This is a genomic window from Gordonia aichiensis NBRC 108223 (assembly GCF_000332975.1).
GTDB lineage: Bacteria > Actinomycetota > Actinomycetes > Mycobacteriales > Mycobacteriaceae > Gordonia > Gordonia aichiensis.
In genome coordinates, this window is sequence record NZ_BANR01000027.1 from 23,502 (window position 1) to 43,760 (window position 20,259).

General features: G+C 65.1%; 15 protein-coding genes. 8 read left to right on the forward strand and 7 right to left on the reverse strand.

What is annotated here, in order from left to right:
- Window positions 1-246: 246 nt before the first annotated feature.
- The 3 genes from rpsA to coaE all read left to right on the forward strand — a co-directional run bounded on the left by rpsA (window position 247) and on the right by coaE (window position 4,359).
- The gene (rpsA, locus tag GOACH_RS19715) at window positions 247-1,710 is read left to right on the forward strand and encodes a 30S ribosomal protein S1 (protein ID WP_005178674.1); all 1,464 of its coding nucleotides are present in this window, start codon (window positions 247-249) and stop codon (window positions 1,708-1,710) included.
- 159 nt (window positions 1,711-1,869) lie between these two features.
- Window positions 1,870-3,111 carry a hypothetical protein gene (locus GOACH_RS19720; protein WP_040519224.1) on the forward strand — a complete coding sequence of 414 codons (1,242 nt, stop codon included), beginning with the start codon at window positions 1,870-1,872 and terminating at the stop codon, window positions 3,109-3,111.
- A gap of 54 nt (window positions 3,112-3,165) precedes the next feature.
- Window positions 3,166-4,359, forward strand: a complete 1,194-nt coding sequence (coaE, locus tag GOACH_RS19725) for a dephospho-CoA kinase (protein ID WP_005178680.1) — start codon at window positions 3,166-3,168, stop codon at window positions 4,357-4,359.
- A 5-nt stretch (window positions 4,360-4,364) separates the two neighbouring features.
- Here coaE and GOACH_RS19730 read toward each other — a convergent pair whose 3' ends face one another.
- Entirely contained in the window at window positions 4,365-4,886 is a 522-nt protein-coding gene (locus tag GOACH_RS19730; RefSeq protein WP_005178683.1) for a ribonuclease FAU-1 family protein, read from the reverse strand.
- A gap of 79 nt (window positions 4,887-4,965) precedes the next feature.
- Between GOACH_RS19730 and uvrB the strand changes: the two genes are divergently transcribed.
- The 3 genes from uvrB (at window position 4,966) to helR (ending at window position 10,175) form a co-directional block, all read left to right on the forward strand.
- Window positions 4,966-7,128: an excinuclease ABC subunit UvrB gene (uvrB, locus tag GOACH_RS19735; RefSeq protein ID WP_005178684.1), complete on the forward strand. Its 2,163-nt coding sequence runs from the start codon at window positions 4,966-4,968 to the stop codon at window positions 7,126-7,128.
- A gap of 174 nt (window positions 7,129-7,302) precedes the next feature.
- Entirely contained in the window at window positions 7,303-7,743 is a 441-nt protein-coding gene (locus GOACH_RS19740) for a universal stress protein (protein WP_005178685.1), read from the forward strand.
- Between the two features lie 272 nt (window positions 7,744-8,015).
- On the forward strand, window positions 8,016-10,175 hold the full coding sequence (gene helR / locus GOACH_RS19745) for an RNA polymerase recycling motor ATPase HelR (protein ID WP_005178691.1): 2,160 nt from the start codon (window positions 8,016-8,018) through the stop codon (window positions 10,173-10,175).
- 36 nt (window positions 10,176-10,211) lie between these two features.
- Here the strand turns inward: helR and GOACH_RS19750 are convergent, their stop codons facing one another.
- The 4 genes from GOACH_RS19750 to GOACH_RS19765 all read right to left on the reverse strand — a co-directional run bounded on the left by GOACH_RS19750 (window position 10,212) and on the right by GOACH_RS19765 (window position 15,159).
- Entirely contained in the window at window positions 10,212-12,527 is a 2,316-nt protein-coding gene (locus GOACH_RS19750; RefSeq protein WP_005178693.1) for a HelD family protein, read from the reverse strand.
- Entirely contained in the window at window positions 12,524-13,258 is a 735-nt protein-coding gene (locus GOACH_RS19755; protein WP_005178695.1) for a hypothetical protein, read from the reverse strand. The genes GOACH_RS19750 and GOACH_RS19755 overlap by 4 nt, the downstream gene beginning before the upstream one ends.
- A 59-nt stretch (window positions 13,259-13,317) precedes the next feature.
- Window positions 13,318-14,292 carry a DoxX family membrane protein gene (locus tag GOACH_RS19760; protein ID WP_005178698.1) on the reverse strand — a complete coding sequence of 325 codons (975 nt, stop codon included), beginning with the start codon at window positions 14,290-14,292 and terminating at the stop codon, window positions 13,318-13,320.
- Window positions 14,293-14,472: 180 nt separating this feature from the next.
- Window positions 14,473-15,159 (reverse strand): MBL fold metallo-hydrolase, encoded by a 687-nt coding sequence (locus GOACH_RS19765; RefSeq protein WP_005178701.1) that lies wholly within the window; start codon window positions 15,157-15,159, stop codon window positions 14,473-14,475.
- A 311-nt stretch (window positions 15,160-15,470) separates the two neighbouring features.
- Between GOACH_RS19765 and uvrA the strand changes: the two genes are divergently transcribed.
- Window positions 15,471-18,353: an excinuclease ABC subunit UvrA gene (uvrA, locus tag GOACH_RS19770; protein ID WP_005178703.1), complete on the forward strand. Its 2,883-nt coding sequence runs from the start codon at window positions 15,471-15,473 to the stop codon at window positions 18,351-18,353.
- A gap of 48 nt (window positions 18,354-18,401) precedes the next feature.
- On the opposite strand, the gene GOACH_RS19775 is transcribed toward uvrA, so the two are convergent.
- Both GOACH_RS19775 and GOACH_RS19780 read right to left on the reverse strand, forming a co-directional pair.
- A complete protein-coding gene (locus tag GOACH_RS19775; protein WP_005178706.1) occupies window positions 18,402-18,776 on the reverse strand; it encodes a hypothetical protein in 375 nt (124 codons plus the stop codon).
- 51 nt (window positions 18,777-18,827) lie between these two features.
- Window positions 18,828-19,277 carry a DUF1844 domain-containing protein gene (locus tag GOACH_RS19780; RefSeq protein WP_005178711.1) on the reverse strand — a complete coding sequence of 150 codons (450 nt, stop codon included), beginning with the start codon at window positions 19,275-19,277 and terminating at the stop codon, window positions 18,828-18,830.
- 264 nt (window positions 19,278-19,541) lie between these two features.
- On the opposite strand from GOACH_RS19780, the gene infC reads away from it, so the two are divergent.
- Window positions 19,542-20,195, forward strand: a complete 654-nt coding sequence (gene infC, locus GOACH_RS19785) for a translation initiation factor IF-3 (RefSeq protein ID WP_005178714.1) — start codon at window positions 19,542-19,544, stop codon at window positions 20,193-20,195.
- Window positions 20,196-20,259: the final 64 nt, after the last annotated feature.

Below are 20,259 nucleotides of genomic sequence, written 5' to 3' on the forward strand. Positions count from 1 at the left end.
CATGCGAAGTGGCGGGATGCGCTCAGAAGTGGTATTTGCCCAGCACAACGCCACTAGAGTAAGGTGGACAAAGCGCGTGAAGGCATCTTTCGCGCAGTTCAGCTTGTCTTCACCTGGACGTCATCACAGTGTGGTGACCTGGGAAGACGCAGATCGGTCAGCATGATCGCCGCCTGTGTCGCCGACACCGCTGTCCAAACAATGTGAACTGTACCTACTACATACCTGTCCGGAGCAACTCAACATATGTCGTCCCCCACGATCACCTCGCCGCAAGTAGCCGTCAATGACATCGGCTCGGCTGAGGACTTCCTCGCAGCCATCGACTCCACGATCAAGTACTTCAACGATGGCGACATCGTCGAAGGGACCATCGTCAAGGTCGATCGGGACGAGGTTCTGCTCGACATCGGTTACAAGACCGAAGGCGTGATCCCCTCTCGCGAACTGTCGATCAAGCACGACGTCGACCCCTCTGAGGTCGTCAACGTCGGTGACGAGGTCGAGGCTCTTGTTCTCACCAAGGAGGACAAAGAAGGCCGCCTCATCCTGTCCAAGAAGCGCGCTCAGTACGAGCGTGCCTGGGGCACCATCGAGGAGCTCAAGGAAAAGGACGAGGCCGTCAAGGGCACCGTCATCGAGGTCGTCAAGGGCGGCCTGATCCTGGACATCGGCCTGCGCGGCTTCCTCCCGGCATCGCTCGTGGAGATGCGTCGCGTGCGCGATCTGCAGCCGTACATCGGCAAGGAGATCGAAGCCAAGATCATCGAACTCGACAAGAACCGCAACAACGTGGTCCTGTCGCGTCGTGCGTGGCTCGAGCAGACCCAGTCCGAGGTCCGCAGCGAGTTCCTGCACCAGCTCCAGAAGGGCCAGGTCCGCAAGGGCGTCGTGTCCTCGATCGTCAACTTCGGTGCGTTCGTCGATCTCGGCGGCGTCGACGGTCTGGTCCACGTCTCCGAGCTCTCCTGGAAGCACATCGATCACCCGTCCGAGGTCGTCACCGTCGGTGACGAGGTCACCGTCGAGGTCCTCGACGTCGATCTCGACCGCGAGCGTGTGTCGTTGTCGCTCAAGGCAACTCAGGAAGACCCGTGGCGTCAGTTCGCCCGCACCCACGCGATCGGTCAGATCGTGCCGGGCAAGGTCACCAAGCTGGTTCCGTTCGGTGCGTTCGTCCGCGTCGACGACGGCATCGAGGGTCTGGTGCACATCTCCGAGCTGGCCGAGCGTCACGTCGAGGTCCCGGACCAGGTTGTCGCCGTCGGCGACGACGCGATGGTCAAGGTCATCGACATCGACCTCGAGCGTCGTCGTATCTCGCTGAGCCTCAAGCAGGCCAACGAGGACTACACCGAGGAGTTCGACCCGTCGAAGTACGGCATGGCCGACAGCTACGACGAGCAGGGCAACTACATCTTCCCCGAGGGCTTCGACGCCGAGACCAACGAATGGCTCGAAGGCTACGAGAAGCAGCGGGAAGAGTGGGAGAACCGCTACGCCGAGGCGGAGCGTCGCCACAAGATGCACACCGCTCAGATCGAGAAGTTCGCTGCCGCCGCAGCCGAGGCCGAGAAGGCCCCGACCGACTACTCGTCGGCATCGTCGGAGAGCCGCAGCGCGTCGAGCGCCCCGGCGTCGACCGGTGGCTCGCTCGCGAGCGACGAGCAGCTCGCCGCACTGCGCGAGAAGCTGTCGGGCAACGCCTGATAGATACGTCTCGCACGTAGAACCCAAGAGCGCCTCCCGGATTCGTCCGGGAGGCGCTCTTGTTCTGTAGTACTGCACTGTCAGTGATCTCGGTGTGAGCGGCTGGGTGGAGCGATAAGTTGTTGACAATAATTTTCATTAACGTGTTCACTCGTCCGCGTGTATTCACATCGGACAAAACTGACTACCTGGACCACCCTCGCAACCGTCGCAGCATGCCTTGTGGCAGGGTGCGGTGCCCCCGACACCGACTCCGCCGCGCAGAACGCCGCGTCGTCCGCCACGGCGGGCCCGACTGAAGAGCAGCACGCGGTCGGTCGGTTGGCGTTGAGCTACGACGGCGGTGTGCTGGTCTATGACGCCGACTCGTTGACACAGGTCGGTGACATCGGAGTCGACGGATTCGTCCGCCTCAACAGCGCCGACAACGGGCGCGACGTGCTGGTCAGCGAATCGGACGGATTCCATGTCCTCGACATGGGTGTATGGACCCGCCGACACGGGGATCACGGCCATCACTACTCATCGTCACCCCGCATGACCGACATCACCTTCGGCGGTGCGGAGCCAGGACATGCCGTGTCGTTCGAGGATCGGTTGACGTTGTTCTCCGACGGCACGGGTGAGGTCACGATCGTGGAGCCGGTCGCGCTGGCACAGGGCAAGGCTGCGTCGACGACCTACACGACGCCGGAACCGCATCACGGCGTTGCCGTGTCGCGCGGTGACGGTTCTCTCGTCGTGACTGTCGGCAACGAGAACGAACGGTCGGGGATCGCGATACTCGACAGGCAGCGCAGGGAGATCACTCGCAGCGATGAGTGCCCGGAAGTTCACGGAGAGGCAGAGGCCGCAAACGGCGTACTGACCTTCGGGTGCGAAAACGACATCCTCATCGTGAGAGGAAACGAGATCACGAAAGTAGCGAGCCCCGACTCGTATGGCCGCATCGGGAACCAGGCCGGTAGTGCCGACTCGCCGATCGTTCTCGGCGACTACAAGACCGACAAGAACGCTGACCTCGAGCGACCGAATCGGTTCACGCTCACCGACACCCGTACTGCCACGTTGCGGGTCGTGCCGATCGACTCGAGTTACAGTTTCCGATCCATCGAGCGTGGCCCCGACGGGCAGGCCGTGATTCTCGGCACCGACGGCAACCTTCACGTCTTTGATCCGCGGTCCGCGGCTCAGGTCGCGTCGATCCCGGTGATCCGGGCCTGGGCCGAGCCTGACGAATGGCAGTCGCCGATGCCGAACCTGTTCATCCAGGGCGAGCGGGCGTACGTCAGCGAACCGTCGACCAAGACCCTCTACGCCGTCGACCTCACCGCGGCGAAGGTCGTCGGCAAGGTGTCGCTGCCGCACGAGACGATCGAGCTCACCGGCGTCACCGGCTGATCGGGTCGCCACTCGGATGACGGTGGTGACGCGGCATTTGCGACACTGGAAGCCGTGATCCGAGTGGGGCTCTCCGGCGGCATCGGAGCCGGCAAATCGACAGTGGCCACGACGTTCGTCGAGCGTGGGGGTTACCACATCGACGCTGACAAGATCGCGCGTGAGGTGGTCGAACCGGGTACGCCGGGGCTCGCGAGCCTTGTGGAGGCTTTCGGTGACGACATCCTCGACGACGACGGTGCGCTCGATCGGCCCGCTCTGGCGGCTAAGGCTTTTCGCGACGAGGAGAGCAGGCAGAAGCTGAACTCCATCACGCATCCACTTGTCGGTGCGCGGACGCAGGAGTTGCTCGACGCCGCTCCGGTGGATTCGATTGTCGTTCAGGACATTCCATTGCTCGTCGAAGGCAATATGGCACCCTTCTTCCACCTCGTCGTGATCGTCGGCGTCGACGAGGAACTGCGCGTGCAGCGTCTCACCGAGTTGCGCGGCATGTCCGAGGATGACGCCCGCGCGCGGATTCGCGCTCAGGCCACGGATGAACAACGGCGGGCCGTCGCAGATGTCTGGCTCGACAATTCGGGCACGCCCGCAGAACTTGCTTCCGCTGCCGAGCGACTCTGGGACGAGCGTCTCGAGCCCTACGAAGCGAATGTGCGGTCTCGCACGATCGCTCGGGGGCCGGTCGCGCTCGTCGAGCCGGACCCGGCGTGGGCGCAGGCAGGGGCCAGGGTGGTGAACCGACTCTGGGCCATCGTCGGTGACAAGGCCTCGGCAATCGACCACATCGGGTCGACGTCCGTGCCCGGACTGATCGCCAAGCCGACCATCGACATCCAGGTCACCGTGGCAGGACTCGACATCGCGGACGGACTCGCCGACGTCCTCGCCGACGGCGGCTTCCCGCGCGCTCCCGGAATCGAGGGCGACAACCCGAAGGCGGATCCGGCCACGGGTTCGGTGGACCGCGGCGACTGGGGTAAGCGGTTCCACGGATCGGCCGATCCGGGTCGCCCGGTCAACGTGCACCTGCGGGTCACAGGATCGCCCGGGGCCCGGTTCGCGGTCGACTTCCGTGATTGGTTGCGCGACGACCGGGTCGCTCGCGAGGAGTACGCGGACGTCAAGCGCACGGCACTCGCTGCGGCAGACGGGGACATCGACCGTTACGTGGAGGCCAAGGAACCCTGGTTCGACCAGGCATATGCGCGAATCGCCGCCTGGCGCGCCAACCGTCGGGAGAACTGACGCGATCAGGTGTCGAGCCAGGACACGCGACCACCACTGGCTGCGTCGAGCCATTGCTGCACGTCGTGGGCGTGGTCGGCTGCGCCCACGAGCGCACGCCGCGCGATGTGTACCGCGCTTTCGCATTCGGTGGTCGACAGCATTCCTGCCGAGTGGGCGTCGAACAGCTCATCGACGTCGATGAGTTCGAGCGGCCGACCGGGCACGTCGACGAGGTCGAGATACCAGTCCTCCGCATGCCAGCAGCCGTTCCCGTCGGGGCCGTCGAAGCGCCCGACGTCGAGGTAGAGTCGCTGGCCGGTGCGATGCCCGGGGACGAAATGGAAGATGTTCGCGCGGAGTCCGAGGCTCGGGAGCAGCCAGGATTCGAGGTGGGAGAACCTGGGGTGATCGGCAGTGCGCGACATGTAGAGGCCGAACGGCATCTCCTGATAGCGTTCCACCGGCCGGACGAACCCCTTGTTGTCGGTGTTGGTCATCGCCTGGACGTCGAAGATCTCCCGCTTGGGCGGGTGCAGACCGGACATCGTCACACCCTAACCGCAGGTCAGGCGGGCCGTGTGAATCCGGAACAGAATTGTCACAGGGCGCGTTTACCCTGGCACTATGGCTTTTGCTACCGAACACCCGATTCTCGCGCATTCCGAGCACCGCCCCGTCGGCGCTGTCGAACGTACCGAGGGTCGGTTCGAGGTGGTCAGCGAGTACGAACCCGCAGGTGACCAACCCAAGGCGATCGACGATCTCGAACGCCGGATCGCTGCGGGGGAGCGCGACATCGTCCTGCTCGGTGCGACGGGTACGGGCAAATCGGCGACCACCGCATGGTTGATCGAGCGGGTCCAGCGACCGACGCTCGTGATGGCGCCGAACAAGACGCTCGCCGCGCAGCTCGCCAACGAGCTTCGAGAGATGTTGCCGCACAACGCAGTTGAATATTTCGTCTCGTACTACGACTACTACCAGCCCGAGGCGTATATCGCACAGACCGATACCTACATCGAAAAAGACTCGTCGATCAACGACGACGTCGAGCGTCTGCGGCATTCGGCGACGTCGAGTCTGCTGTCGCGGCGCGATGTCGTGGTCGTCGCATCGGTGTCGTGCATTTATGGTCTCGGCACGCCGCAGTCCTACTTGGATCGGTCGGTCGAGGTGGAGGTGGGCGACGAGATCGACCGGGACGCGCTTCTGCGACTACTCGTCGATGTCCAGTACACGCGCAACGACCTCTCGTTCACCCGGGGCAGCTTCCGCGTCCGCGGCGATACCGTCGAGATCATCCCGTCGTATGAAGAGTTGGCGGTGCGTATCGAGTTCTTCGGCGACGAGGTCGAGGCGCTCTACTACCTGCATCCGCTGACCGGTGACGTGATCAGGCAGGTCGACTCGCTTCGGATCTTTCCCGCCACCCACTACGTTGCCGGGCCCGAGCGCATGGAGAAGGCCATGTCGAGCATTGAGGAAGAACTCGAGGCCCGCCTCGCCGACCTCGAGGGCAAGGGCAAGCTCCTCGAGGCACAGCGCCTGCGCATGCGGACGAGCTACGACCTCGAGATGATGCGGCAGGTCGGCTTCTGCTCGGGAATCGAGAACTACTCGCGGCACATCGACGGCAGGCCGGCAGGCAGTGCACCGGCCACGCTCATCGACTACTTCCCCGACGACTTCCTGCTCGTCATCGACGAGTCGCACGTGACGGTCCCGCAGATCGGCGGCATGTACGAGGGAGACATGTCGCGCAAGCGCAACCTCGTCGATTACGGCTTCCGGCTGCCGTCGGCGGTCGACAATCGCCCGCTGACGTGGGACGAGTTCGTGGGTCGTATCGGCCAGACGGTGTATCTGTCTGCGACGCCCGGCGCCTACGAACTCGGCCAGTCGAACGGTGAATTCGTCGAGCAGGTGATCCGGCCGACCGGACTGGTCGACCCGCAGATCGTGGTGAAGCCGACCAAGGGGCAGATCGACGATCTGGTGCACGAGATCCGCGACCGCACCGACCGCGATGAGCGCGTGCTGGTGACCACGTTGACGAAGAAGATGGCAGAAGACCTCACCGACTACCTGCTCGAGCTGGGTATCCGCGTGCGCTACCTGCACTCCGAGGTCGACACTCTCCGGCGGGTCGAGCTTCTGCGACAACTGCGGTCCGGTGAGTACGACGTGCTGGTCGGCATCAACCTCCTGCGTGAGGGGCTCGACCTTCCCGAGGTGTCGCTCGTTGCGATCCTCGACGCCGACAAGGAAGGTTTCCTGCGATCGACGACGTCGTTGATCCAGACCGTCGGGCGCGCCGCTCGTAACGTCTCCGGTGAAGTGCACATGTATGCCGACACCATCACCGAGTCGATGCGCAATGCGATCGACGAGACCGAGCGTCGTCGCGAGAAGCAGATCGCCTACAACAAAGAGCACGGGATCGACCCGAAGCCGCTGCGCAAGAAGATCGCCGACATCCTCGACCAGGTGTATCGCGAGGCGGAGGACTCGGCCGTCGACGTCGGCGGGTCCGGCCGCAATGCGAGCCGTGGTCGGCGCGCGCAGGGAGAGGTCTCCAAGTCGAAGGGTGGCTCGGCCGGGGTGATCGAGAAGCGAGACGTCGGGTCGATGCCGAGAGCCGAACTCGCCGATCTGGTCGCTCAACTGACCGAGCAGATGATGAGCGCGGCCCGTGATCTGCAGTTCGAACTCGCAGGACGACTGCGCGACGAGATCGCCGACCTCAAGAAGGAGCTCCGGGGGATGGACGCTGCCGGAATCAAATAGTCACCCCACCAGATGTGGGACGTTCGTCCCACTGGCGCGTCATTGTAGTGATCGCTGTGATCACCGGACAAATGTTGCGTGGCACACTACTCTGCCGATTCAGGTGACTCTAGAGTTGTCGTGGATCGATGAAGTCCGCGAACGTGCGGAATCAGACATGTGTGGAGGTCAGGGATGGGCGCTTACCAAACGATCGTCGTCGGAACCGACGGGTCGGAATCGTCGTTGAAGGCAGTTGATCGCGCGGGTGCGATCGCCGGCGATTCGAAATTGGTGATCGCATGCGCATACTTTCCGAACGACCGGGGAGCCGGTGAGGCTGCAGATGTCCTCAAGGACGAGGCCTACCAGGTTACCGGGAGCGCTCCGACGGACGAGATCCTGCGACGGGCCAAGGAACGTGCGTCGAAGTCGGGCGCTACACAGATCGTCCCGCGCCCGGTGAAAGGTGCACCCGTCGATGCGTTGCTCCAATTGGTCACTGATGTGCAGGCCGATCTGCTGGTCGTGGGAAACCGGGGATTGAACTCGATCGCGGGTCGTCTGCTGGGTTCGGTGCCCGCCGATGTCGCGCGGAAGTCGGCGTGCGACGTGCTGATCGTGCACACCACCTAAGTCGGTCCTCCTTCGCGTAACCAGCAGCCGGGCAGACACATTCGTCTCCCGGCTGTTGCGCGTGTGCTGCTGGCTGTGATGACTGTCGTGGTGATGCGTGCCGTCGTGATGTGTGCTCAGGGGAGCGTGTCCTGATCCGCCGTGATCGCCGCTACGTCCCTGCCCATTTCACTATAACGCGAGGTAGGGGCCTTGCCGCAAGGCCCCTGACGGGTGCACAATCGGTGCTTCCGCCCCCGCCCAGCCCTTTTCGGAATCGCCCAGTGCCTGCAGTGACCGACCATGTCTTCAACCTTCCCGCCGGTTCACCGAAATCCGCCTCGACGCGCATCGAGAGCGACGTGCGCCATTTCGCCGACACCGCCGCGTCGCTCGCCAGCACCGTCGACGTCCTCTCGACCAGACTCGATGCCACGCGAAAGGCAGAGGGCGGAGGTGGGCAGCGCGCATCGGATCGCGACCTCGAGATACACCAGTTGACGGGCCGCCTACGGACGCTTCGTCGCTTCGGGCTCGACCTGTGTATCGGCAGGATGACGCTGACCGATGAGCCGGAGCCGGTGTATGTCGGCCGCGTCGGACTGACCGACGCGACGGGCCGACAACTGCTCGTCGACTGGCGAACTCCCGCCGCTGCTCTGTTCTTCAACGCGACGGCGGCGCAGCCGATGGGTCTGCGCTCGCGCAGACGATATCGATGGGCGCGCGGGCAGATCACCGACTACTGGGACGAAGTGTTCACCGCGGACGCCGTCGACGACGGGGTATGGCTCGATGGCGATTCAGCGCTCTTCGCAGGCCTTTCGGCGAGTCGGTCGCCACGCATGCGCGACGTGTTGTCGACGATCCAGGCCGACCAGGACGCCATCATCCGCGCCGACTCGGCAGGCGCGCTGGTCGTCGATGGCGGCCCCGGTACAGGAAAGACCGTGGTGGCGTTGCATCGTGCCGCCTATCTGCTCTACTCTGACGCGAGGCTTACGCGTGGCCGCCTCCTGATCGTCGGGCCGCACGAGCAGTACCTGTCTTATGTCGCCGATGTCTTGCCGAGCCTCGGTGAAGAAGGCGTGCAGACGTGCACGTTGCGCGATCTGGTCGCCGAGGGCGATGCCGCGGTGCCCGAGACCGATGACGCCGTGACGGCACTGAAGTCGACGGCCGGGATGGTCGACGCGATCGAGACGGCGGTGCGGTGGTACGAGGAACCGCCGACAGAGCCGCTTCTCGTCGAGACCGAGTGGGCGGATGTGACTGTGCGGCGGCGGGATTGGGCCGAAGCATTCACGGCGCCCGAGGCGGGAACGCCACACAACGAGGCGCGCGGCACGATCTGGCAGTACCTGGCCGAGACGGTGCAGCGACGCATAGGTGACGACGACCTCGACCGGGACGAGGTGCAGGAAGCGTTGCAGCGCAATGAATCTCTTGCGGCGGCAGTAGGGCGCGCGTGGCCGATGCTCGACGCAACGGATCTCGTCGGCGACCTGTGGTCGGTTCCCGCGTTCCTCCGAATGTGCGCCCCGTGGTTGACGCCGGATGATCTGCGACTCCTCCAGCGAGAACGTCCGGACGCGTGGACCGACGCCGACCTCCCGCTTCTCGACGCCGCGCGCAACCGATTGGGAGACCGCAACGCAGACGATCGTCACCGCCGCCGGTCGGCCGCCCTCCGCGCTGAGCGCCGTCGTATGGACCTCGTCGTCGACGACCTCATGGCGTCGACGACCTACGACGACGGCGAGGGCCTGATGTCGATGCTTCGGCAAGACGACCTGCGCGACGTTCTTGTGGACGATTCGGCCGCGCCCGACGTCGAACCCGACGCTCTCGACGGACCCTTCGCGCACATCATCGTCGACGAGGCGCAGGAACTCACGCCGGCGCAGTGGCGAATGGTGCTGCGGCGCAACCCGTCCGGGAGCATCACGATCGTCGGCGACAGGGCGCAGGCGCGCGCGGGGTTCGCCGAGACGTGGTCGGAGCGACTCCGCAGTGTCGGATGCCGGGACGTGCGCGTCCAGTCGTTGTCGATCAACTACCGAACGCCCGCAGAGATCATGGAGGCAGCTGAACCGGTGATCCGAGCCGCCATACCCGACGCCAACGTTCCGTCGTCGATCAGGGCGTCGGGACTTCCCGCGCGACATGCCTCGCACCGCGACCGAGATGCGATTGTCGCCGAGTGGCTCACACGCAACGACGAGGGCGTGGCGTGTGTGATCGGTGACCCAGACTTTGCTGGTACCGACCGGGTGCGCGCACTCGATCCGATCACCGCGAAGGGCCTCGAGTTCGATCTGGTCGTGGTCGTCGAATCCGAGGTCTTCCGAGCCGGGATCACCGGGGCCGTCGACCGCTACGTATCGATGACTCGCGCGACCCGCGAACTCGTCATCCTGTACCCCGAGGAAGTGTGCGGGCAATCGGGATGAGCGCTCAACGGCGTGAAGAGCGTCGTCGAAAGCCGTTCAGCGACGGGGCATGTCGTCGAGTTCTGCTGGTAGCGGGTCGGTGTTGACCACGACGAGGCGCTGCGTACTGCGGGTCAGTGCGACGTAGAGGTCGCTGTACCCGCGCGGAGACTGGTTGATCAGTGCACCCGGCTCGACGACGACGGTGGTGTCGAACTCGAGTCCCTTGCATGTGGTGACGGTGTGGACGCGGGGGAGTTCGTCGATGCCGAGCGCCGCGGAATCGAGGTCGGCGACAGCTTGGGAGGTTGCGTCGACGAGAGCGTCCGGCACCACGATTCCGGTCAGCCCGTGCAAGTCTGGATTCGTCGCCTCCGCGATGGCGGTCGACACGATGTCCGCGGCGGATGCCGACTGGGCGTACGGTTCGATTCCGTTGCTGCGCAGTGACGTCGGGGGAGTGAGCGAGTCGCCGACATGCGCCAGGACGCGCGCGGCGTAGGTCATGATCTCGCTCGGCGTGCGGTAGTTGACGGTGAGTTCACGCAACTGCCACCGATTGGCGACGTAAGGTGTCAGCACCTCGCTCCACGACGTCGTGCCTGCGAGGTCGCCGGTCTGGGCGGTGTCGCCGATGATGGTCATCCACCGGTTGGGGATTCGACGCATCACCATGCGCCACGCCATACCCGACAGCTCCTGGGCCTCGTCGACGATGACGTGGCCGAAGGTCCACGTGCGGTCGTTGAAGGCGCGCTCCGCGGTGGTCGTGCGTTGCACGTCGGTCTGGCGGGCGGCCAGTTGCTCGGCGTCGATCAGGTCGTACGCCATGAGGATCTCGGGGTCGAGTTCGTCCTCGAGATCCTGTGGGGCCGAACCCGTCAAGATATCGAGTGCGTCCTGAGCATCGGCGAGTTGTCGACGCCAGCGCTCGCGCTCGGCGCGCTCCGCTTCGTCGGTGCCGTAGCCGACGAGCTCGGCCAGCTCGTCTAGAAGCGGCACGTCGGCGGGGGTGAACTCGTCGTCGCCGTCGGCCGCTCGTGCGCGGAAGAGCGCAGCACGGTCGTCGTCTGACCAGCCAGGGGTGGCTTTCCGCACGGCGGCCGGATCGTCGTAAAGATCACGCAGAACGTCCGTAGGCGTAAGCGTCGGCCAGAAGGCGAGGACCGCGTCGCGTATGTCCGAATCGCGCCCCATGTCGTCGCGGATGTCCTTGAGATCGGCGGGCGTCAGGAGTTGCGTCCCGTCGAGGAGGCTGGCGCCGATCGCCGCGGAGTGCTTGGCGGCGAGAGCGTCGAGAGCCGAGCGCAGGAAGACCGGTTGAGCCTGGTTGTGGGCTCTTCGTGAGCCGCGTGCGGCCGTGCGGGCGGCCTTGACGAGAGCACTGTCGATCTCCACCCGGTAGCCGTCGAACTCCACGGACACGGGCTTGGATGGCAGTGACTCATACGCGCGGACGGTGCGCTTGAGGACGTCGAGCATGCGTAGCCGGCCCTTCACCTCGCGGGTGCGTCGGGGTTCGTCGGCGGTCGCGGTGACGCCGGGAAAAAGCTCACCGATCGTTGCCAGCAACACCCCGGACTCACCGAGCGACGGCAACACCTGTCCGATGTAGTCGAGGAAGTCGGAGTTCGGGCCGATGATGAGGATCCCGCTGCGCGAGAGGATGTCCCGATGCGTGTACAGCAGATAGGCGGCGCGGTGCAGGGCCACCGCGGTCTTGCCGGTGCCCGGGCCGCCCTGGATGACGGTCACACCGCGGTGCGGTGACCGGATGATGAGGTCCTGCTCGCGCTGGATGGTTTCGACGATGTCGGTCATCTCGCCGGTTCGCGCCGCGTTGAGCGCTGCGACGAGTGCAGACTCGTTCACGACGTCGCCGTGCGCCGACTCCTCGACGGAGGCTTCACCGGGAGTGAGGAACTCGTCGTTGACCTGACGAACGCCGCGGTTGCGCGTGCGGATGTGTCGGCGTCGAGCGACGTCCTCCGGGGCTGCGGGAGTTGCGAGATAGAACGCTCGTGACAGTGGCGCGCGCCAGTCGAGAAGGAGCGTCGTGTCGTCGTCATCGTCGTCGAGGACGCCGATGCGTCCGATCCTGCGGGTCTCGCCATCGTCGAGGTCGAGTCGGCCGAAGTACAGATTATGTTCTGCGGCATCGTATTTGGCGAGGTCGTCGACGTACATGCGCTCGTACGACTCGCGCTCGGACAATGCCTGTGGGGTGCCGGCGGACTCACGCAGTGTTGCGGCGAGTCGACGCCGGGTGTTGGCGCGCATCCGATCCAGACGCCGATAGACGGCGTCGAGGTGTGCCTGTTCCTCGTCAATGCGCGGATCGGTCTGTTCGGTATGTATCGGCGAGGTACTCATCGGCTCTCATCGTCGTGCAGCTGATCATCGCGTTCGGCGCGGTCATCGGGCTCGGGATGTGCGAGCCCATCGGATCGACGGTGCCCCGAGCGGTGGATCCGTCGCGTCAGGGTCTCGGCTCCGCCGGGCTGGGCGAGGCGGGCGCAGACCTCGGCGGACGGCTGCGCCAATGACGGGTCGCCGAGGACGTTCGACAGGTGGCTGAGTACCGCGCTCTGAGTGGTGAAGGGGAGCGGTGTCGAATGTCCGTCGGTGAGAACCCCGTGCAGAGAAGCGTAAAGGTCGAACTCGCGCACCGGCGTGTGTGCATCGGCCGCAGAGGCCGGCTCCACGCCGTCGGCGAGTTCGCGTAGCGGGTAAGAGGTCGTGGTCACTGTCAATCGATGATAATTCGGTTCGGTGTGGTCGAGGGCGGCGAGTTGGTCGTCCTCGAGCCAGAAGGCGGTCAGGGTCGTGCGGGCGTCGCGCGACACGAACGGTGCCGCCGGGATGTACCCGCGAGCCGAGACGTGGGCTGAATACCCCACCGCGATGCCGGTCAGGATCACGCACGCCGGGAGGATGTCGGCGCCGCGAACGTCGGCGAGTTTCGCGCTCAGGACAGCACGTGAAGCGTTTGATCCCACCGCGACCACGAGTGTGTCGCCGTCGCGCGCCGACCCGAGCTTCGTGTAGGTGCACGGCGTCGTCGGCCACGGGTAGAGCTGAGGCGGAAACGCGACGGACCCCACGCGCCCGTACGGAGTCGATTCCGTCGGGGGCGGTGGGGTCCGCGCGTCGAGCGAAGGGGTCAGGATCGGGCCTTGCGCCAGCGCTTCTTGCCGTCGGAGACGGCGGTATCGGCCTTGTCGCCCGCGGTAGAAACGAACTCCTTCGCCGACTCGGCCAACTCGGCAGAGCGTTCACGGGCCAGTTCTGCCAACTCGGCAGAGCGTTCGCGTGCGGTTTCGGCGATCTCGGGAGCGCGGTCGCGGACCTTGTCGGCGATCTCGGGAGCGCGGTCGCGGACCTTGTCGGCGAACTCCGCGGAGCGCTCGCGTGCATTCTCGGCGATCTCGGGAGCGCGGTCGCGGACCTTGTCGGCGAACTCCGCGGAGCGCTCGCGTGCATTCTCGGCGACCACGGGCGCACGGTCGCGGAACTTGTCTGCTGCCTCCGCGGAACGCTCGCCCAATTTGTGCGCGTCCTGCTTCAGCAGGCCTGCTGCCTCGCTGGACTTCTCTCCCAGGGTCGATGCGGACTCCTGTGCGTGCTCACGGATCGAATCCCACGCCGTCGTGCCGGCCTTCGCGCCGATCGGAAGTGCTGCGAGCGCGGCGTCGGCCTTGCGACGGCCACGCCATGCGAGGGACGGCTTGCCCTCGGTGTCGGCCGCCGAGATCAGCAGGCCGCCCATCAGGCTCAGGTTCTTGAGGAAGTGTGTGCGCTGCATGCTCCGGGCGACCGGGTCGGACTCTTCCCAGAACGGATGGCCTGCGAACGTTGTCGGCGCAAGCGAAGCCGCGAGCACCGCGGAGGCGAAGCGCGGGAGCTTGCCCGTCGCCAACAGGACGCCGCTTGCAAGTTGGACGCCGCCGTTGACCCGGACCAGAGTGACGGGGTCGGTCGGGATTGCGGAGGTCACCTCGTCGGGAAGCACGCCGACGGTGCTCTCCAGGAAGGGCTCCGCCATTTCGGCCCGCTTGTGCGGGTTACGCAGGGCGTCATAGCCGGAGACGATGAACACCGATGCGAGCATCGGTCGGGCAATACGGCGGAGGATCATCTTGTTGACACGGTCCCTTCGGTGGTCATGCGTTTGGTCGTCACTGCGTTGGTCGTCACTGCGTTGGTCGATCACGCGCTGGAGTAGCTGGACGGCGCTCTATCGAGGCTACCTGGCCGCTGTGGTGGCGCTCGGGCGAGTTGATGATCTGGTGCAAGCGTCGCGGGTGTGGAACCTCTGTCACCAGCCGCGTTCTCGCCATTCGGCGAGGTGCGGGCGTTCGGTGCCGATGGTCGTGTCCTTGCCATGGCCGGGGTACACGACGGTGGAGTCGGCGTACCGCTCGAACAGTTTGGCCTCGACGTCGTCGACGAGTGTCTCGAAATCGCCCGGCGCCCAGGTCTTCCCGACTCCGCCAGGGAACAGTGAGTCGCCGGTGAACAGATGGACGACGCCGGTTGCGGGATCGGTGAGCGCGAGTGCGATCGAGCCGGGCGTGTGGCCGACGAGGTGAATCGCGTCGAAGGTCAGGTCGCCGACGGTCAGCACGTCTCCGTCATCGAGCAGGATGTCGGGGGCGACGGGCAATTCCGGAGCGTCGACCCTGCCTGCCGCCGTCGGGGCGCCCGTGGCCTTCGCGACGTCGGCGAGAGCCTGCCAGTGGTCGTAGTGCTGATGGGTGGTGAAGATCATGCGGGGTTCGCCGGGGAGTTCGTCGAGCAGGGCGAGAATGGTCGGGGCGTCGTTGGCGGCGTCGATGATCAGCTGGTCTCCGGTGGCGGTGCTGGTCACGATGTAGACGTTGTTGTCCATCGGACCGACCGAGAGCTTCACGATCGAGGCGTTGCCGAGCGTGCGGCGCTGCGGGCCGCTCGCGGAGAGATCGCCGGTGTAGTCGTCGGTGATGGTGAGGTCGGACGAGGTCATGAATTCAAGCGTAGCGACGCAGGTGGATGCTGTGGACTCGTTCACCGCGGACGGGTCTCGGTGCCGATGCCTCTATTGATGGCGTGGTGTTGATGGCGGCGGGAACACCAGGTGGGCCGCGTATCGTTGACAAGTGTTGAGCGCCGCGGAGGAGACTGCCGGCTCGGCGCCGAGAATTCTTGTCGGTGGCCGCCGTTATGGTGGCCGCGGACACGTCCGACGCGGCACGGCCTGACAACCGATGCGCATTGGCGGCTGGGTGCGGAGCGTTCGCGCAGAAGGCCGCCCCAGACTTGTGAGATAGGACAGTAGTGGTTGATCGTTTGATCGTCCGTGGTGCCCGCGAACACAATCTTCGCGGTGTCGATGTGGATCTGCCCCGCGACAGCCTCATCGTGTTCACCGGCCTCTCGGGTTCGGGAAAGTCATCGTTGGCTTTCGACACGATCTTCGCCGAGGGCCAGCGGCGCTACGTCGAGTCGCTGTCGGCGTATGCCAGGCAGTTCCTGGGACAGATGGACAAACCAGACGTCGATTTCATCGAGGGGCTGTCGCCCGCGGTGTCGATCGATCAGAAGTCGACGAACCGCAATCCGCGGTCGACCGTCGGCACGATCACCGAGGTGTACGACTATCTGCGTCTGCTGTATGCGCGCGCCGGTGTCGCGCACTGTCCGATCTGCGGTGCGGTGATCGCCAAACAGACTCCTCAGCAGATCGTCGACCAGGTGCTCGCGATGGATGAGGGCACACGCTTCCAGGTGCTGGCGCCGGTCGTCCGCACCCGCAAGGGTGAGTTCGTCGATCTCTTTGCTGAGCTGCAGACCCAGGGGTTCTCCCGTGCGCGCGTCGACGGAGCGGTCCACTCGTTGTCTGATCCGCCGAAGCTCAAGAAGCAGGAGAAGCACGACATCGATGTCGTCGTCGACCGTCTCGTCGTCAAGTCGAGCGCCAAACAACGTCTCACCGATTCGGTCGAGACGGCGCTACGACTGGCCGACGGCATCGTCGTGCTCGATTTCGTCGACGTCGACGAGAGGGATCCGCACCGCGAACGCCGGTTCTCCGAGCGCATGGCGTGCCCGAACGGTCATCCGATCGCCATCGACGACCTGGAGCCCCGTGCCTTCTCGTTCAACTCGCCGTATGGGGCGTGTCCGGAATGCGACGGCCTCGGAATCCGCAAGGAGATCGACGAGGATCTTGTCGTACCCGACCCCGATCTCTCGCTCTCCGAGGGGGCCATCGCACCCTGGTCGACCGGTCACAACGCCGACTACTTCCTGCGTCTGATGTCCGGCCTGGCCGACCAGATGGGATTCGACGTCGACACCCCGTGGAAGAAGCTCCCGGCCAAGGCACGCAACGCCCTGCTCAACGGCAGTGACCACCAGGTCCACGTCAAGTTCCGCAACCGGTATGGGCGGACGCGGTCGTATTACACCGAGTTCGAGGGCGTGATGGCGTTCCTCAACCGTCGGATGGATCAGACCGAATCCGAACAGATGAAGGAACGCTACGAGGGCTACATGCGCGACGTCCCGTGCCCGGTGTGCCAGGGTGCTCGCTTGCGTCCGGAGATCCTCGCCGTGACGCTCGACCACCCCGAGTACGGTCCGAAGTCGATCGCCGAGGTGTCGGCCCTATCGGTCGCCGACGCGGCCGACTACCTCGGGGGACTCAAGCTCGACAAACGCCAGCAGGCCATCGCCGGTCGCGTTCTCAAGGAGGTCCAGGCGCGCATCACGTTCCTGCTCGACGTCGGGCTCGACTACCTGTCGCTGTCCCGTGCCGCGGGTTCCCTCTCGGGTGGTGAGGCGCAGCGCATCCGACTGGCCACCCAGATCGGTTCCGGACTGGCCGGTGTGCTGTACGTGCTCGACGAACCGTCCATCGGACTGCACCAGCGCGACAACCGTCGGTTGATCGACACCCTCACGCGGCTACGCGACCTGGGCAACACCCTGATCGTCGTCGAACACGACGAGGACACGATCCGTGCAGCGGATTGGATTGTCGACATCGGTCCGCGCGCGGGTGAGCATGGCGGCAACGTCGTGCACTCGGGCAGCTACAAGGATCTGCTCAAGAACCGGAAGTCGCTGACGGGTAACTATCTGTCCGGCCGCGACACGCTCCCGGTGCCGCCGATCCGTCGGCCCATCAACAAGAACCGACAGCTCACCGTGGTGGGAGCGCGCGAGCACAACCTGCGCGGCATCGACGTCTCGTTCCCGCTCGGAGTCCTCACCGCAGTGACGGGCGTGTCCGGCTCGGGCAAGTCGACGCTGGTCAACGACATTCTCGCGACCGTCCTGGCGAATAAGCTCAACGGTGCGCGGCAGGTTCCCGGCAGGCACACCCGGGTGAACGGCCTTGGCAACCTCGACAAGTTGGTGCAGGTCGACCAGTCACCGATCGGTCGGACGCCGCGTTCGAACCCGGCGACGTACACCGGCGTATTCGACAAGATTCGCACGCTGTTCGCGGCGACGACCGAGGCCAAGGTGCGCGGCTATCAGCCGGGCAGGTTCTCGTTCAACGTCAAGGGCGGGCGCTGCGAGGCGTGTCAGGGCGAGGGCACGATCAAGATCGAGATGAACTTCCTGCCCGACGTCTACGTTCCGTGCGAGGTGTGTCACGGTGCGCGGTACAACCGGGAGACGCTCGAGGTGCATTACAAGGGCAAAACCATCTCAGAGGTCCTCGACATGCCGATCGAGGAGGCCGCCGACTTCTTCGAGCCGGTCACCTCGATCCACCGCTACCTCAAGACGCTCGTCGACGTGGGTCTCGGGTACGTCCGACTCGGGCAACCCGCGCCGACGCTGTCGGGCGGCGAAGCGCAGCGTGTCAAGCTGGCCGCCGAACTGCAGAAGCGATCTGCGGGAAGAACTGTCTACATCCTCGACGAGCCGACGACCGGCCTGCACTTCGAAGACATCAAGAAGCTGCTTGACGTGATCAACGGGCTGGTCGACAAGGGCAACACCGTCATCGTGATCGAGCACAATCTCGACGTCATCAAGACCGCCGACTGGGTCATCGACATGGGGCCCGAAGGCGGAACCGGAGGCGGCACAGTGATCGCCGAAGGGACACCGGAAGACGTCGCCGAAACTCCCGGCAGCCACACCGGAAAGTTTCTCGCCGAGGTACTCGATATCGGGGAGCAGGTCGCCACCGCTGGCTGACCTGCTCAGGTCGACCGTTCAGGATTGACGCGGTCTGGATTGACGCGGTCAGGAGCCCATCGACTTGCGGATCTCCTCGAGTTTCTTCCTGGCCGCCTCGTCGCGTGCGCGCAGCATCTCGTCGACGCCCCGTCCCTCGGACGTCGCCTCGGCGAGTTCCTGGGACCCGATAGCGGTCGAGATGCGTTTCTCGATCTTGTCGCGGACGAAATCGAAGCTCGGTACGCCCTGTTCGGTGTAGTCCGGGTCGGTGTGTCCAGGGCTACCCGCACACGGAGTTGCGGGGGTGCCGCCGGTCTCGGCCACATCCGAGTCGACGATCTGCGCGTCGACGACCTCACCGATCGGCTGATGATCGCCGGTGTGCGCGGATGCGCGGGTCTGATCGGCCTGGTCGTGATCGTGAGCGCCGTCGGAGGTCATGAATTCAGGCTAGCCGCGTCTGCGACGAACGTGCACTACCGCACTACCGCATTACCGCCGACGGTCGCGGACCGGTCCGGTGTACTTCTCGCCGGGCCCCTCGCCGGGCTCGTCCGGGTAGGCGCTCGCGTCACGGAACGCCAACTGCAGTTGCTTGAGGCCGTCGCGAATCGGCGCGGCGTGGACGCCGAGGTCGGGCTTCGCCGCGTCGACGAGCCCGGCCAGAGCGGTGATGAGTTTGCGGGCTTCGTCGAGGTCGGCGTCGTCCTCGGATGCCCCGGGCGCCAATCCGAGTTTCTCGGCCGATGCACTCATCAGCATGACGATGGCTCTGGTGACGATCTCGATCGAGGGAATGTCGACGAGGTCGCGGACGTTATCCATTGCGTCTACGGAAGTCGTCACATCGACACGCTCGGTATCGCCGAGAGCATCATTCCGGACGGTGGCGAGGTCGTCACCTGCATCGTCGCCCGAGGGCGAATAGGTGTTTTCGGGCATGGCTGATAGACTTCCATAGCACGACCGCCCCGGTTGGCGCCGGGGTCGCAAGTGGAGTTCCGCTCCCACCGCTACGACGCGTCGAATCAGTGCGCTTTACGCACCAGTGTTCACGCAGTTGTGCGGTCCGGTCCCGCCGGCAGGCAACGGATGTATCCGGTCTGTTGGCGCTGCGCATCGTCGTCGATGTCGGACCGGTCGGTATCGGAGCCCTGACGATGGTGATCACCATCTCGGGGCTCTTCTGCTGAGAGCGCCCCATCCATGCGCGGCCTTCGACCGCTCCGCGACGGCCACCCTGTCAGGATTTATCAAGGAGGCCCCATCAGCACTGAGACCCGCATCAACGAGCGCATCCGCGTACCGGAGGTCCGACTCGTCGGACCCAATTCGGAGCAGGTGGGCATCGTGCGTGTTGAAGATGCGCTGCGCCTGGCCTACGAGGCCGACCTGGACCTGGTCGAGGTCGCACCCGACGCCCGACCGCCGGTGTGCAAGATCATGGACTACGGCAAGTTCAAGTACGAAGCAGCGCAGAAGCAACGCGAGTCGCGTCGCAACCAGCAGTTGACCGTCATCAAGGAGCAGAAGCTCCGGCCGAAGATCGACGACCATGATTACGAGACCAAGAAGGGTCACGTCATCCGGTTCCTCGAGGCAGGCTCGAAGGTGAAGGTCACCATCATGTTCCGCGGCCGCGAGCAGTCGCGACCCGAACTCGGGTACCGCCTGCTGCAGCGCCTCGGTAACGACGTCGCCGACTACGGCTTCATCGAGACCTCGGCCAAGCAGGACGGCCGCAACATGACGATGGTCCTCGCCCCGCACAAGGGCGCGAAGACCCGCGTGAAAGCGCAGCAGAACCGTGATGACCGCGCGCCTCGCCAGCAGGGCGCGAAGGACGACACCAACAGCTGAATCCACACGGTCCGCATGGGCCGTCGGAGAACCACTGCGGACACACCGCACCCGACCACCGCGG